This window comes from Enterococcus sp. BWT-B8 (assembly GCF_020567625.1).
GTDB lineage: Bacteria > Bacillota > Bacilli > Lactobacillales > Enterococcaceae > Enterococcus_L.
In genome coordinates, this window is the sequence record NZ_JAJDJV010000001.1 from 538,399 (window position 1) to 554,160 (window position 15,762).

The following is a 15,762-nucleotide window of genomic DNA, read 5'->3' on the forward strand; positions in this document are numbered from 1 at the left end:
TTACTTTACCTCCCAGTCCTTTGTTTCTTCATTAATAGTCCATAGCCTATAATATAAGGGATTAGTTGAAAGCAATTCTTGATGCGTCCCACTTGCCTGAATTTCCCCTTTATTACAAACAAGGATTTGATCCACATGTTGAATGGTCCATAAACGATGAGCAATAATCAACACTGTTTTCCCTTTGACCAGCTCATTAATTGCCTGTTGAATATATACTTCGTTTTCTGCATCCGCATAAGCTGTCGCCTCATCTAAAACAAGGATTGGCGCATTTTTTAAAAGAGCACGAGCAATGGAAATTCTCTGTGCCTCACCTTTAGATAAATAAACACCGTCTTCTCCAATCTTTGTTGCATAGCCATTAGGTAATTCTTGGATAAATTCATTACAGCGTGCCAGATGAGCCATATACTTAACCTCTTCTAAGCTAGCCTCCTTGTTTCCCATTCGAATATTTTCTTCAATGGTATCATTAAACAAGGTGACATCCTGAAAAACAAAAGAGACTTCATGCATCAATGTGTCAATGGTAACCTCACGGATATCCTTATTCCCAATTTTGATTGTACCTTCTGACGGCTCATAGAATCTCAAAAGCAGCTGTGCAATGGTACTTTTCCCTCCACCGGAAGGTCCTACCAGCGCATTCATTGTATTCGGCTTCAACTCAAAGCTGACTTGTTTCAAAATCTGGTTCCCTTCTGTATAAGCAAAGGAAACATTTTCAAAAGCAATAGTATTATTAAAAAATGTACCCTCTGTTTGGATTTCTTTTACAGGCGATTCAGCAAAAATCTCATCCACCCGCTTAACACCTTCATTTACATTGCTAAAAGTGGCAGCTGCATACATCAACTTCATGAAGGGCCCAGTAGTGCCCGAAGCTAAAATAATGAATAGCATGACAGTCAAAGCTAACGACTTATCCTGAGGGTTTTGACTGATTAAAAAAGCCCCAAAAGGCATTACGAATAAGACAACAGAGGATATTAATGTAGTAAACAGCACATAACCTGAGCGAAATTCTTGTGACCATCCCATTACTAAGGTTCGATAATCTTTGATACTTTGATGAAATCGTTTGAAGTTGTCCACAGACAACCCAAAAATTTTGACTGCCGGCATCGCCCGAACATATTCCACACCATTACTGTTCATCGCTTCTAATGCATCATGATATTCCTTCACCTTGTTTCCCTTCATACTTTGTCCCATAAGATAAGAATACATCCCAACTGCTAAAAAAAGCGGAATCAGGGAAATCAACCCTAAACGCCAATCTATCGTGATCATCAATCCAAGATAAATAAAGGGAAAAATTAAAGCAGAAACAATGTCTGGAATTTGATGAGCAATAAAAGACTCCATCTTCTCAACACACTGATCAATAATCTTCATTAATTGTCCACTGGATTTCTGATTGAAAAAACCCATAGAAAGCTTAGATAAGTGCTGCAAAATATCCATACGAATTTCATATAAAATATCAAAAGCCGCAATATGAGAACACATGGCAGAGGCATAAAGTAGAACCATTCCGGCTAAAACACTTCCCATTGATATCAAACTCCAATGAATAAGACTATTCGCCGAATAGTTTCCCAGCATCAATAATTCGATAATCTTATAAATACAATAAAATGGTATAAATTGTACCATGGTCGCCAATGTTGCTAAAATTCCCGAGATTGACAGCAATCCTTTTTTTTGTTTAATGTATCGGATTAAAACTGATTCGTTTTTCATTCATTTAACTCCTTTCATTTATTTTAACAAAATTTAATTGAGAATGATTCTCATTATCATTTAATCATGTTTAGTAAATATTTTCAAGGATTTTCCATATTTTCTTTCATTTGCATACTCCTTTGCCTGAATATCCAGGAGTAGTTAAAATGAATACTCCAACACAATAATTTGCATTGAAGTATCTACAGCGCTATCTTCTTAGTTTATTTCTTTTCGTCTCTTTAATAATTTTTAATGCTCGTTTACGCGTCTTGATATTCGGACTTTTTAATCGTCGATATGCACTCGATAAATCTGTTTTTTCCATATTTTCCTCCTTATGTGGAAGCTTAAATCCTTATAAATCTGTTTTTTCCATATTTTCCTCCTTATGTGGAAGCTTAAATCCTTATATTTTGCTGATTTCTCAACTAATTTTTTTGAAAAGCCTATAAGTCTATAAACGTTTCCTCACTTAAATTCTGTCCAATGATGATCAGCTCATTCTTATTTTCTTTTGCTTCACAAGTCGTCATATTGAACTAAATAAGCTGATCCATGCCTTGAATGTCCATCTGAAATTCTTACCTGCTATTCGATTACTTTTTTTCTTTATACTATCCTTTCAAGGAGATAGGATGACTTTGCCTATTGTCTCTCAAAGTTTCGTCATAAGAAATTTCAGACTTTGAAACTTTAATAGGTACATCACGGCTTCTTTTTTTGGGAAATTTCCCTTGCTGATATAGGCATTAGCTATCTCTCCTAACTTTTCTATATTACCAACTGGCTTTTTTAACACCTGGAATTTTTCCTTGATGTGCCAATTGTCTAAAGTTGATTCTTGACATACCAAACTTACGCATATAAGCTCTTGGTCTTCCATCAATCCGGTCTCTTAACTTCATTCTATTGGGGTTCGAATCTCTCGGAAGCTTACGCAATGCTTCATAATCCCCCTTCTTTTTTAATTCATATCGCAATGCTGCATAGTGTTCTACTAAATACTTTTGCTTTTCATATTTTGCAACTTTTGATTTCTTAGCCAAGTTCCTTTTCCCTCATTTCTTGATTTCTCTAAAAATCGCTTTTCTTCTTAGCTTTTGAGAATATTTTTTCAACTCTAGTCTGCCAGGCGTATTTCGTTGATTTTTACTTGTGGAATACAAGCGTTCCCCTGTTTCAATACATTCTAAAATAATCGTTTGACGCATTTTCCTCCTCCTTTTCTTTTTAATAGTGAACCAATATTTCCTGAGCAAATTTCCACCCTATTAAGTTAACTGATAATAAGTGGACCAATGATCTGATTATTTCTATAGTTTCTTTTGTTTTTCACGTCCAAAATAAAGACGATAGACCTCCTCTTCTACACCAGTGAGCGTGTGGTCGCTATATTGGATATATCTGAAAGCTCCTGTACATGGGATATATATCTTAAAAGTAATTCTGCCTCTGTTAAAACCATCATTTCTACTTCGCCTTCATCACCCATAATCTTTTTTGTAAGATCATAAACAGGATAAAAGCAGGTGACAATTTGCAGCTTTTCTTCTGAAGCATCCTCCTTGTTTGATGAACAAACACTGACCAAACCGACAACTACCAATAAACTAGAACCTAAAATGAGTTTTTTTCATTTGATTATCCCCCCATTAGGTTACGATTCACCTTCCGCAAATCGTAATCATTACGTTTTAAGTTATTGAATACTATCAAATGAACAACATTCTGTCAAGATTTTTAAAATAAAAAAACTTCTACATCCTAAAATCAGACATAGAAGCTTTCAATAACTAGCTTATTCATTTTAACAAGGAGACGATCACTTTCGCGTTGTGCTATTGCTTCTACCATCCTCGATTTCACTGTAGGAAGATCTTCTGCCAGTCCAATTTCATCTGCCGATTAGATAGCTTCGTACATTCCTTCTAAGGTAAACTCTTCATCAACCAACACCTTTTCAGTATTCTTGTAATTTGCGGCAGCTTCCCACATGTTGTTATTTGTATCGTGTTCATAAGTACCAAAACAAATTTCACGCAATCTCTTATCTTCTGTATAGTTCAAATCATTTTGTCCATCATTATTTAGTAGAACTTCAGTCGTTTCTCTGGCACTACCTGAATCACTTGAATAAGCTGAAGCAAATTGGATATTTTCTTTCTCTAACCCTTTTCCAAGTTGTCCAGCTGCCTCAATACCTCATCAATCAAAGGGCTGTCCGACCAGACTTGTACACGCTCTGCTGTATTAAACATTGTTTTCCCATGAAGGGCTACATAGAGAACCACTTCCTGCGACTCAGTAAAGCTTGAGTTAGCCTAACTGGAGTCTTTGCCATTTTCAGTGCTGGCACAACCTGCAATAGAAAACAATAACATAATCATCATACTTAGCAGAAAGATTGATGCGGAAACTGTTTTTGGATGCATGAAGGCTTGTTTGGGTTTCACCCGTTATCATGTAGGAGGGATGGAGAAGGTTCGGAGAGAATCCGGGATTATCACTTTCGCTTTAAACATGATAAAATTAGCTGCCAGAGCACGGGGAAAAGATAAAGAAAAACGGTAATCGAAATCTTTCAACAGATTTTCGATTACCATTTTTCTTTTTTGATCATTTTAGGACTACTTTTGTCACAGTCCCATTTTCTTATTTAAAAGACTTATCCCATTTAACTTTTCCTTAATTTTAGCTAATTAAGCTATAAATCTAAATTTTTTCTCTTACATATTTTCCAGGCTGACTTCCATCATAATTCAAAATGAACTCTTTTGTCGTATCATATACAGATACTCCATCCGGTCCTAACCATTTCCCTGTATAAAATTCATCGACTATTTCATTTAAATTTATGGAAACTGTACTCAACTTCGAATTTGTACCAAGTATTAATTCTTCAATCCTATTGGAATGAAGAAACATAGCATCCATATTTTTCGCATTCCTTGTATCAAAGTTGCTCATATCTATTTTGGTTACTTTGGTCATTTCTCTAAACATATGAGACATATCTGTTACCTTATCAGTTTTAAAATTACTGACGTCTACTTGTTGCAATTCCTGCATTTCTCTGAACATGCTGTACATACTTGTTACTTTACCTGTTTCAAAATTACTCACATCCAGTTCAGAAAGCTTACGTGCATAGCTGAACATTGCAGCCATATTATTCACATTTTCTGTATTAAAATTGCTGACATCCAATTTTTTTAATTCATAGGTTCTGGCAAACATAGAACCCATATTTGTTACTTTACCAGTATCGAAATGACCTATATCCAACAGTTCAATCTTCTCAAGATAAGCAAACATGGCAAACATATCTCTTACATTACTTGTGTTGAAGTTGCTTACATCTAGACTTGTTAGATTCTTCATGCCATCAAACATTGCACCCATTGATAAAACACTACTTGTATCAAAATGACTCAAGTCTAATTCCGTTAAATTTGTTACGTTATTAAACATCGAGTCCATAAACTGAACTTTGCCAGTATTGAAGCTGCTAAGGTCTAATTCCGTTAAGCGGCTCATCCCCTTAAACATATTGCTCATAGTATAGACATTACTAGTGTCAAAATGGCTTAGATCTAATTTCTTCAATGAAGTGCAGCCACTAAACATAAACTTCATCATTACAACTTCAGAGGTATCCAAAAGCTCAATTCCTTCAATTGCCTCCAGATTAGATAGAGAAGAAAACATATAGCTGCTTCTGGAATTCAATTTTACCGGTGCTGTAAAAACAATCTTCTTAATTTTCAATCCACCTAATAATGAATGGTTTTCTATATCATCTCTGATGTAATGTTCAGAAAAATCTCCAACAGGAAATTCTCCGCCGCTAAAAGCCACTGTTTGACTATCTTTATCCCATACCCATGTAGTTGTACCAAAGGTCCCTTTTGGTTTCTCTGGTGTCACTGTTACAACACAAGAACTTTTTACTTTTCCTGATTTTGTTGAAGCTGTGATTATGGCAGTTCCTTCTTTCAGACCAGTTACTTCTCCTTGAGCATTCACAGATGCTATCGATTCGTCACTTGTTGTCCAAATAACTGTTTTATCTGTCGCTTCTTCTGGAAGCACCGTAACAGTTAACGGAATGTCTTGATTTAGTTCTACTTCAAGAGCTTGAGGTAATTCTATTTTTTCTGCTCTAATTTCATAGTTATCTTCCAAACCAACAAATTTTGTTTCATACTCATGAGTATACCCTTTTCCATCTTTGAGTATTCCTCCAATCTTTACCTTATACAAAACATTTTTTTCAGCAGTAAAATCATTGTTGGGTCTAAAGATTACTGTATTATATCCATCATTCCCATACATATTCTCTCTGACAGTAGCTATTGTTAACTCTCCGCTGTTATCATCATTCTTCATTACAGTTAATTCATTCGTTTCTGTATTTTCAATTGTTACCTTTATATTTTCTGTTAGTCTATAGCCAAAAAGATTAAAATGAACTGTCCAGCGCATATTCTTCTCGTAATCCTGGCCCAGACGGTTTGCATAGGCTTCATCTGCATACGGGTTGTCAGTATTGTACAATTCATATGGAAATAAACCCTCAGCTGGCCAATAAGCAATTGTATCATTACTGTAACGACTGCTCATTGAAGTATAATTTTGAGTTGCATACACACTAGTGTAATACTTAATTCCTGATTCTGGATTTCCATTGGCTATCGCATACCCAAATCCAACACTCGTATTAGCGATTCCAAGCATATGGCTTCGATGCCCGGCATAGGTATTTGTATATCCAAAATCGGTCATAAACGCACGTGTATGATACTCAAGAGACACCTCTTTAAAATGAGAATGAATACTTGAACTATTTGTTGCCTGCTTTGCCTTTTCCCAAAAACTATCAGGCATATCTTCTGGTTTCTTCGAATCATCAAGTCCGTGTTTTTGCAATAGTGCCGCCGCCATCCCTACAGCCCCATATTGGGAAGTTTCAAAGTCAGACTGAGAATACGGAATCTCGGAAACTCCTGCCAGCTTACGCATGAAATTTAGATTTCTTGTAGCATTCTCTGTTGTCTGAACTTTGAAAGTCCCTAGTGTATAAACCCCATCCTGAAGAACTGGTAATTCAATAAATTTCTCTATTGAAACAGCATCATTTTGAATCTCACGGTATTCATCACGCATACTGATAATATTATTATACTCTTCTAATGACACAGGATATACATTTTCATTTGTTTGAGTCGAAACAGCAGATACAGCATTTTTATTCAAAACTGACTGTTGTTCTACCGCTTGAGCAGATACGGCTGATAATGTACTCAGTATCATTAAAGAGCTAATCCCCAAAAATAATTTTTTTTTCATTTTTCTCCCCACTTCTTTCTTATTTTAACCCCATTTATGACAACTACATGAAAACAATCTTAACGGCAAAAACACCTACCTTTCCAATATTTGTTGAATAAGCCTTACGCATATTAACCTATTTCAAAAATAATTATACAGTATAAATAGATAGAATAGTAGCAGGTATAGAATAATAATCATCCTAATTTTCATCATTCAAAATACACAATTTTTCTCCCAAGCCTGTAGCCAACTTTCACCACTTAGTTATTGCTCATGAAGGACTCAATCGAGTAGGAGGGGAGCGATTAGTTCACTCACCGACCTCTCAAACCACCATGCGTCAGACTGTATGGTCCTAAGTCAAGAATTGGGACAAGTTAAAATGAGAACGCCCTCTGCTTTTAGCTAATGAGTCGACATTTCCTTTTCTCGGCTTGTTCATACACCGTTTCAAATTCATTTGGGGACAGATAATTGCAATAGCTGTGGATTCGAACTGTATTGTAGAATGTTTCAATGTATTCAAAAATCATATGGTAGGCATGAGTGAAATTTTTGAGAGTAAAACGATTTAACCATTCCCGTTTAATCAGAGCATGAAAGGACTCGATACACGCATTCTCCCATGGTGCAGCCTTGGCTAAGCAGCTCAGTTGTATATCAGCTGTGACGCGTTGGTATTCTTTGGAAATATACTGGCTCCCCCGGTCACTGTGTAAAACCAACGGCAGAAAAATGTGCCGACCTTTCTTGGCCTTTTTGACAGTATCCACCACGCAGGAAACCTCCAACGTATCCGTCACGTTCCAGGCAATGATTTTACGGGAAAAAAAATCCATGACACTGGTTAGATAGACAAAGCCAGTCCCTGTCCAAACATACCTGATATCCGTACACCAAATCGCATTGGGACGCTCTGGGTTGAAGTCTTCTTCTAAAATAGTTTGAAGTTTACTAGAGAAATCAGTGGGTTTCGTTGTAACCGTCCAAGGTTTGACCCACTGAGCCCGGATACTTTCCTGACGCATATAATTACCTACCGTGCGTTGCGCAATGATTTCTCCATCTTTGCGCAACTCTTTCGTAATCTTAGGAGCACCGTAGTTTTCTTTAGACACGTGGTAGAGTATTCGAATTTTCTTCTTGACCTGTTCCTTGCGTTTTTGGCAGGCGGATGGCTGGGGATTCAACCAAGCATAGTAACCGGATCGGGAGACACCTAAGACTGCCAACATTCCAGAGATGGAGGGACGGCGCTCCTACTTTGATTCTGCCTCCATCTTAATCAGAAACGCTCTGATAAAGTGTCTCTGTCAGTTTCCCAGAATGTTGATGGCTTTTTTTAGGACATCCAGTACCTCTTCTGTATTCCGTAGCTGACATTTGAGACGGGCATTTTCTTTGGCTAAATCCGAGCTGTAGTTGCCAGAACCTCTAGGGTGAATGACTCTGGATTCTCGTAGTTCTTTTTTCCAGCGGGAGAGGGTTTGGTAACTGACGCCCAGATTCTTGGCACATCCCTTCAACCCCAGATTTTTATGCTCCGAATAATACTGAACTGCAGCCAATTTAAACTGCTTATCATACGGCTTGACCATGATGAGTTCCTCCTTCTTTCTGGTACTTCAAGTGTACCATGCGGTCAGAGTATTCTCATTTTGCCTTGTCCTAACTCTATGCTAACATCAGGTGAAACAATATTCTGAAGTTAAAATCGATGACGATACGATCCTCACGGCTCGTCAGATTAAACAACTTCAGAAAAGAAATCTCCAATTGGAGGAAGAAAATCTAATCCTAAAAAAAAAGCGATTGCCATATTCACGCCACACTCAACAAACGATTAAGCGCGATTCGTATCCTACGACATGAGCACTCTGTTGTCACTCTCTGCAGGGTTCTTAAAGTCAATCGCTCGACTTACTACAAACGTTTTTCTGGAAAAATAGCTCCTAGAATAGCAGAGAATCAACAATTAGGAACGATCATTTTAGAAATCTATACGACTTCTAAAAAACGAATAGGTCCTGCAAAAGTAAGACGTATGCTTCTACGTGACTTGGCATTTCTATGTATTGGTCGAGTCTATCGTTTAATGAGTACCATGAATTCACCTAAAATGTCTACAGTGAAACCTGTCTTTAAAACGACCAAAAGTCAGGTTTCTTTGAAGCGCCCAAACTATTTAAAACAAGCTTTTAATCCTCCAACACCGGATCAAGTATGGACTAGTGACTTTTCTTATATTCCTATTTGGGAAAAATCTTTTGTTTACCTTTGCGTGATTCTAGATCTATTTTCCAGAAAAGTCATTGCTTGGACTGTCAGCAAAAAAATAGATACTGCTTTGGCTATTACAATAATAGAAAAAGCCATTCAAACTAGGAAGCTCAAGACTTCTGTTCTTTTTCACACAGATCAAGGTTCTCAGTATACTTCTTTTGAATTCAGACAATATTTAGAGGATCATTCTATTGTTCAGTCATTATCGAAACCTGGTTATCCTTGAGACAATACTGTCACAGAAGCTTTTTTCAAATATATGAAAAAAGAGGAACTCAACAGAAGAGTTTTTTTCTTCTCTCAAAGAAGTACAACTGGCATACTTTGAGTACATCGAAGGATTCTATAACTCCCAACACCCTCACGGCACCCTAAATATGCTTACACCAAATGAAATGGAGAATAAATACTTTGATTCTCACTAGGTATTTGCTCTTTTGTGTCTACTTTATTGACATTTATCCATTTACAGTAGGCATCAAATTGGTGTTGTATAGAAATTTCATTAGAGTTTTGTTTCATAATAAATATGCTCCTTTTTCCCCTTTCCACTAATACAACGATCAGAGAGTGCCTATTTTTCGAAAAAACTAGAAAAAAATAAAAGACACGTAGTTTTTTTATCTACGTGTCTTCCATTGACTACAGGTTATCATTTCTCAAAACGTATTTAGCTTTTTATTGATTAATTCGTTTCATGTTGTCTACATTACCTAATTAAGACTTTCTTATTAGAAGCATCAATCCCGCAATAATACCTAAAACTTCAGGAATTACCCACAATAATGTTAAAAGAAAAAATGGAATAATAGATAAAATGAGTAAACTAATACCATAGACCACTGTTTTTAGATTTTTTCTTATTAAAAAACCTATTATGAAAATAGTTATCGAAAAAACTAAGGCAATTCCTGCAAATAAAGCAACATTTCCACTTAGATTAACTAACATATCTATATCCTTACTGGTTAGTTCTGTAGTATTTAAAGTAGTTGAATCAATAGAAGATAGAAATATACCACCCAACAATGCTAAAAGACTACATAAAATCCCTGTTATTCCACTAATTAAAATCAAAATAAACTCTGCTTTTCTCTTATTCATTGAATTCCCTCCAAATTAAGCGTTTTAGAATTAGAAATTTTTTCTCCATAGTTAATAGCTTCTAATGAATGAATAATAACCACTGAAGTATTAGAAAAATAATCCCCAACATGTTGTTTCTTAGATGTGAAAGCAGCCACCAAATACCCAATTTGAAATACAAAGTTTTTTAATATAAACCTGCATACACACTCACGAATAAAGACAGTTTGCCAACTTAGCTCTTTTTCTTCAAAGCTCACTACTCTTATCCCAAAAATCATCTTCCCAATTGTTTGTCCTGAATTCAGCTTAGTCAAAAGTACAAAATAGGTTAAATAAATGGCTACTGACGCTATACCATAAAAAGTAATAATAGATTTGTCAGATTCCAATCCCATGATTTTGTAAAAGAGACCTATAGTAGCATGGGTGATAATACTAATACAAATTAAATCAATAAGAAAAGCAAAAAATCGTAACCAAAATCCCGCAAATACATAGTTAGGTAAATTTTCAACACCACTCTTCTTATTCATTTTATAGCCCCCCATAGTAATACATTGGTTTTGGAGTATCAGAAAATCCAAGTTTTTCAAAAACTGAAATTACACGATCTGATGTAGTCGCCTTTAGTCCTTGCCATTCAGCAATCTTATTACCTAACCAAGAAGAAGCAAAGCCAGTTGTGTCATTTTTATATTCTATAACCGTCGCATCAGTTAATTTCTTTTCTTTTTTTAGAGCATCTAATGCATCTTCAGAGTAACCAATTTGATCCACCAACCCATTTTCTACTGCTTGGTTACCATCATAAATTCTTCCATCCGCAAGTTCTTTTACTGCATTCGTATCCATATTTCTTCCTTTTGCTACAACATTGACAAAGCGATTATAAGCACTCATCACAAATTCCTGTATAACTTTATTCTCTTCCTCTGAAGGTTTGTGTTGAGGTGACATCATATCTTTTAATGCACCGCTTTTGTACGTCGCATCAGTTACGCCAAGTTTTTCTAATAAGCCAGAATAATTTAAACCAGAGATAATGACACCAATTGATCCAGTTGTTGTTTCTTCCGTAGCAAATATTTTATCTGATCCAGCAGAAATGTAATAACCGCCACTTGCTGCTATATTTTTAAATACAGTATAGATAGGAATATCTAGCTTTTTAATTTTTGCCATTTCTTTAGCAATCTCAGCACTTTCATATACCCCTCCCCCAGGTGAATTTACTTCTAATAACACTCCCTTAACCGTTTTGTCTTCTTGAATCTTCTTTAGCTGTGTTAAAAAAATCTGATGGTTATATTGTTCCTTACTAAAAAGATTGCTTTCACCTGTATCTGAAATAACTCCATCGACGGATAGTTTGATAATCTTTTTATTTGACGCTCCTTCTTCTAACGTTTCTTCTGTGATTTCGTTAGATCCGTAAAAAATCTTATTTATTCCTGTTAAGGTTGTATTTGACGCTTCCTCTTTATCTTTTCCTGGAATTAGCGCAATGATAATGGATAGTAACAATAATCCGCACGCTATTCCCACAGCAATCCATCTTCTTTTATTCATGTAAACTCCTCCTGTGTTCTTAGTGAAAATAATTATTTTTTATTTAGAAACACATCGACAATTTGTTGCCAATATACTTTTTCTCCTACAATTAAAGACAACTCTCCAGTTAATCCATAACGAAACGGTATTGATTGAATTGTTTTTAAGGATCCTTTTACTGTATAAAATGCACCTTTCTCAGTTACAATAGAATTTTCTGAAATTTCATCCAAAGTTCCATCGATCGTAATCGGAGCAACACCTTTTTGATCCAAATTAAAATGAACTTTCATACCTTCTTTAATATAGGTACTTTCATTCGCAGGTAAAAATGCTGTAAATATCATTTTTGATTTTTCGTGGACTGGATAAATTTCTGCAAGCACTGTTCCTTTGGCTAGTTCTGTTTGTCCTTTTGTATCTTCATTTAAATGAATCGTTCCAGATACAGACGCTTTTAGTACTCCTTGTGAAAGTTGATCGTCCAAACTCTTGATAACAGACTGGTTCTTTTCTTGTTTTTCATTTAGCTCTGTAAGTGTTTGTTTTACAGTTGTTATTACTTGTTCTATCTCTTGCTTTCCTTTTTCAGATTGACTCTTTCGGTCATTCTCAGAAGTAGTTGGTTTAACTAATTTAGCTTTTTCTAACTGATACTGTTCTATTTCTTTTTTTAGTTGCTCAATTTGTTCATTTATGCTCGCTGAAATTGTCTGTTTTACTTGATTTTTTTGCTCATCAGAAACATTATTTAGTTGCTGCTGCCAATTCTCATAGTTTGACATCATTTCTTCTGAGAATCCTTTTAATGATTGATTATTACTCCAAGCTACCTGCACTTGTTGCCATTCTTGTAATTTACTATCTGAACTCTCAATTTGTTTTTCTAGTTGTCTATTTGTCTTTTCGTATACTTCTAATTGCTTTTGATCATTTAATTCACTTTGCTTCAAAGCGTAGCGAATTGATTCTTTTTCTGACAATATGCTTTTTACTTGATTACTGTAGCCAAAACTATCATCCGTTGAAAATAAATTTTCTCCTTTACTTATACTTTCAATAAATAGCTGAGCCATCTTTATTTGTTGAGTAATACGTTGATTTTCTTGTTCTATCTGAGTCTTTTCATTCTCTATTAAAGAACAATCAAATCTAACCAACACATCGCCCTTATGAACAAATTGATTTTCTTTTAAGAAGTTTTCCATTATTTTAGCTTCTAATGGCACTTGTAACTTCTCTATTTTTTCAGGGCTCAATTGAGCCGTTGTCCGAATAACAACCTCTTTTTTAGCAAAGGTTAAAAACAATCCAATAGTACATAAAAAAAGAATTACAGGATATAACACCCAACGGTAGAAGCTATGATGTTGCTTAGTATAGATACTAGAATGTTCTAACCAATTATTATTCTGCATAAATCGCTTACCTCTCCTAGATTTCCCATAATTTTTGATAGATACCCTCAGCAAAACGAAGTTCATCGTGCGTTCCTTTTTCCACCAAACAGCCTTCATGGAGAACTAAAATTTGATCACATGCTTTTGCTATTGGTAAATGATGCGCAATAAAAATAATAGTTTTTTCTTTTAAATTGAGTAGATAATTCATAATTGTATGTTCTAACAAAGTATCTAATCCACTAGTTGCTTCATCTAGAATTAATATATCTGGATCTTTTAATAAAGCCCGTGCTATGGCTAATCGTTGCCTTTGTCCTCCTGAAAGGTTATTTCCACCTTCTTCCAACAATGTCTCGTAACGTAATGGCTGTTGATTAATAAATTCATTTAGTTGTACTACCTCACAAACCTCTATTATTCGTTCGAAGCTTGGTGGGCTATCTAAACCGAATATAAGGTTCTCAATGATTGTTCCACTAAAGAAAAATGACTCTTGAGGCAGATATGTCACTCGATCACGCAATATCTGAAAAGGAATGTCTAAGTGATTAATGTCTCCATAATGGATCGATCCTTCTGTTGCTTCATAAAAACGAACAAATAACTTTGCAAGGGTTGATTTTCCTGAACCACTAACTCCAACTATAGCCATTTTACTGTGCGAAGGAATTGTACATGAAATTTCGTTCAACATGGGTACCTTCATGCTATACGAGAATGAAACGTCTTTTACAGTAATATCTTGTTGAAATAATTGTTCAGAAATCATATATTCAAAAGACTGGTTCGATTGTTCTGGATCAATCGCAAAAATTTCATTTAAACGATTATTTGCAACTTGAGCCGTTTGCATTTTCACTTGTAAATTAATAATGTTTTGTAAAGGATCTGTGAAAAAAACTAGTAAGGCATTGTATGTGATAAGTTGCCCTAGACTAATCTTATTATCCATAACGAAATAAGAACCTAACCATAAAATTAATGCACTGCTGATTAATTGAATCAAATGTTTAATTCCTTGTTGAATGTTATCAAGCGTAACCGTACGAAATGATTTTTTCATTAATTTGACAAATTCATGGTCTACACGGTTATATACTTTCTCTTCACCGCTATATGCTTTAATTGTTTCTATTCCTTTAAGACTTTCTATGATACTAGAATTTACAGTTGCACCGGCTGCCATTTCTTCCCTGTTCGATTTTTCATAGCTTTTCACGAAAGCCAATATTGCAACTAAATAAAAAGGCAACGAGCATAGAGTGATTAAAAACAACGTACTATTCTGAATAGCTAAGGTAATCCCAACAAGCAACACCATACCGATATCTAAAAATATTGATAACATTGCACTTGCTAAAGCATCAATAATCTTACTGGCATCAAGAAAACGAGAAATAATTTCCCCTGATTTTCTCGTAGCAAAAAAATTCATTGGTAAAGTTAACACATGTTTGAAATACTGAAGCATAATTGCCATACTCATTCGCTGTCCTAAAATAATAAGAAGATAACTTCGGCTGTATTCAAACAATCCCCGAAATAAATAGACAGCGATCAATCCAATGGAAATTATATTTAAGGTAGAACGAGCTTGATTAGGAATGAAGAAATCAAGTATACCTTGAAAATAGTATGAGCTCCCTATCCCAAAAAACGTAATGAAAATCGACGCTAAAACGATATGGAATACTAATCCTTTTTGTTTCCAAATTATAGGCAAAAAGGAACTTAATCCAGCTACTTTTTCTTTAATAGGCATATAGGTTTCTCTAGGGATAGGTATCAAAAGAATACCTGTCCATTCTTTTTCAAACTCTTCAATCATTTTTCTATTTTTTCCATTCGCAGGATCTGCAATCCATAGTACATTTCCCTTCGTTTTATAAATTACAACATAGTGCATATAGCTATTATCAACCAATATATGTGCAATTAATGGTAAGATAAGATCTCTTTCCTTCCAGATCTTACTATCACCTTGAATAGCCATACAATCAAAAGATAATGTTTCAAATGTCTTTTTCAAACCAAATGCTGAAGTCCCCTCTAAATCTGTCCCAGATAGATCCCTTAATTTATGAATCGGAATATCAGATTTAAAATATTTTAAAATCATCGAAAGGCAGGCAACACCACAATCTTTTTCATCTTGTTGGTGCACAAAAGGAAATGATTTTATCACTTATCTAACACAACTCCTTCTAAAAAATTTTTTTAGAAAAATCCTCAATATAGCTTAAATGCGGTAAAAATATTGTCTCATGATTCAACAAAAAATTTGAAAACAGTTCTTGAACACCACCTTTTTCATTCTTGAATTAAATTTATTTAGCATTTTAACTATTCAAGAATAAATTTAATAAGG

The 15,762-nt window shown here is 35.0% G+C and carries 15 protein-coding genes and 1 pseudogene; 2 read left to right on the top strand and 14 right to left on the bottom strand.

Translation table 11 applies throughout. The annotated features are described in order from the left end of the window. The 9 genes from LI951_RS02425 to LI951_RS02470 form a co-directional block, all read right to left on the bottom strand. Complete coding sequence (locus LI951_RS02425) at positions 1-1,749, bottom strand: ABC transporter ATP-binding protein (protein ID WP_229441151.1); 1,749 nt, start codon at positions 1,747-1,749, stop codon at positions 1-3. Positions 1,750-1,942: 193 nt separating this feature from the next. Continuing rightward, on the bottom strand, positions 1,943-2,059 hold the full coding sequence (locus LI951_RS02430) for a putative metal homeostasis protein (RefSeq protein ID WP_202068722.1): 117 nt from the start codon (positions 2,057-2,059) through the stop codon (positions 1,943-1,945). 451 nt (positions 2,060-2,510) lie between these two features. After that, complete coding sequence (gene rpsN, locus LI951_RS02435) at positions 2,511-2,780, bottom strand: 30S ribosomal protein S14 (RefSeq protein WP_229441152.1); 270 nt, start codon at positions 2,778-2,780, stop codon at positions 2,511-2,513. Between the two features lie 12 nt (positions 2,781-2,792). Further along, complete coding sequence (rpmG, locus tag LI951_RS02440) at positions 2,793-2,945, bottom strand: 50S ribosomal protein L33 (protein WP_202068725.1); 153 nt, start codon at positions 2,943-2,945, stop codon at positions 2,793-2,795. A gap of 155 nt (positions 2,946-3,100) precedes the next feature. Continuing rightward, positions 3,101-3,340, bottom strand: a complete 240-nt coding sequence (locus tag LI951_RS02445; RefSeq protein WP_229441153.1) for a hypothetical protein — start codon at positions 3,338-3,340, stop codon at positions 3,101-3,103. Between the two features lie 299 nt (positions 3,341-3,639). After that, positions 3,640-3,933: a histidine phosphatase family protein gene (locus tag LI951_RS02450; RefSeq protein WP_324254775.1), complete on the bottom strand. Its 294-nt coding sequence runs from the start codon at positions 3,931-3,933 to the stop codon at positions 3,640-3,642. A 513-nt stretch (positions 3,934-4,446) separates the two neighbouring features. After that, positions 4,447-7,083, bottom strand: a complete 2,637-nt coding sequence (locus LI951_RS02460) for a BspA family leucine-rich repeat surface protein (RefSeq protein WP_229441154.1) — start codon at positions 7,081-7,083, stop codon at positions 4,447-4,449. A 386-nt stretch (positions 7,084-7,469) separates the two neighbouring features. Continuing rightward, a complete protein-coding gene (locus tag LI951_RS02465; RefSeq protein ID WP_229441155.1) occupies positions 7,470-8,303 on the bottom strand; it encodes an IS3 family transposase in 834 nt (277 codons plus the stop codon). Between the two features lie 78 nt (positions 8,304-8,381). Next, on the bottom strand, positions 8,382-8,666 hold the full coding sequence (locus tag LI951_RS02470; RefSeq protein WP_229441156.1) for a transposase: 285 nt from the start codon (positions 8,664-8,666) through the stop codon (positions 8,382-8,384). A 260-nt stretch (positions 8,667-8,926) separates the two neighbouring features. Between LI951_RS02470 and LI951_RS02475 the strand changes: the two genes are divergently transcribed. Both LI951_RS02475 and LI951_RS15320 read left to right on the top strand, forming a co-directional pair. Then, positions 8,927-9,577, top strand: coding sequence for an IS3 family transposase (locus LI951_RS02475; protein WP_229441280.1), 651 nt, complete (start codon positions 8,927-8,929; stop codon positions 9,575-9,577). Between the two features lie 64 nt (positions 9,578-9,641). Then, positions 9,642-9,776, top strand: a pseudogene (locus LI951_RS15320) (IS3 family transposase); the annotation flags it as partial. 292 nt (positions 9,777-10,068) lie between these two features. On the opposite strand, the gene LI951_RS02480 reads toward LI951_RS15320, so the two are convergent. From LI951_RS02480 to LI951_RS02500, 5 genes are read right to left on the bottom strand one after another with little or no spacing between them, the layout of a single operon-like run. Next, the gene (locus tag LI951_RS02480) at positions 10,069-10,455 is read right to left on the bottom strand and encodes a DUF4064 domain-containing protein (protein WP_229441157.1); all 387 of its coding nucleotides are present in this window, start codon (positions 10,453-10,455) and stop codon (positions 10,069-10,071) included. Beyond that, complete coding sequence (locus LI951_RS02485; RefSeq protein WP_202068732.1) at positions 10,452-10,973, bottom strand: RDD family protein; 522 nt, start codon at positions 10,971-10,973, stop codon at positions 10,452-10,454. Before LI951_RS02485 ends, LI951_RS02480 begins: the two co-directional genes overlap by 4 nt. 1 nt (position 10,974) lies before the next feature. Next, positions 10,975-12,009, bottom strand: a complete 1,035-nt coding sequence (gene sppA, locus LI951_RS02490) for a signal peptide peptidase SppA (RefSeq protein ID WP_229441158.1) — start codon at positions 12,007-12,009, stop codon at positions 10,975-10,977. Between the two features lie 32 nt (positions 12,010-12,041). Next, positions 12,042-13,409: an HlyD family secretion protein gene (locus LI951_RS02495; protein WP_202069394.1), complete on the bottom strand. Its 1,368-nt coding sequence runs from the start codon at positions 13,407-13,409 to the stop codon at positions 12,042-12,044. Between the two features lie 16 nt (positions 13,410-13,425). Beyond that, positions 13,426-15,579 (bottom strand): peptide cleavage/export ABC transporter, encoded by a 2,154-nt coding sequence (locus LI951_RS02500; RefSeq protein WP_229441159.1) that lies wholly within the window; start codon positions 15,577-15,579, stop codon positions 13,426-13,428. Between the last annotated feature and the right edge of the window lie 183 nt (positions 15,580-15,762).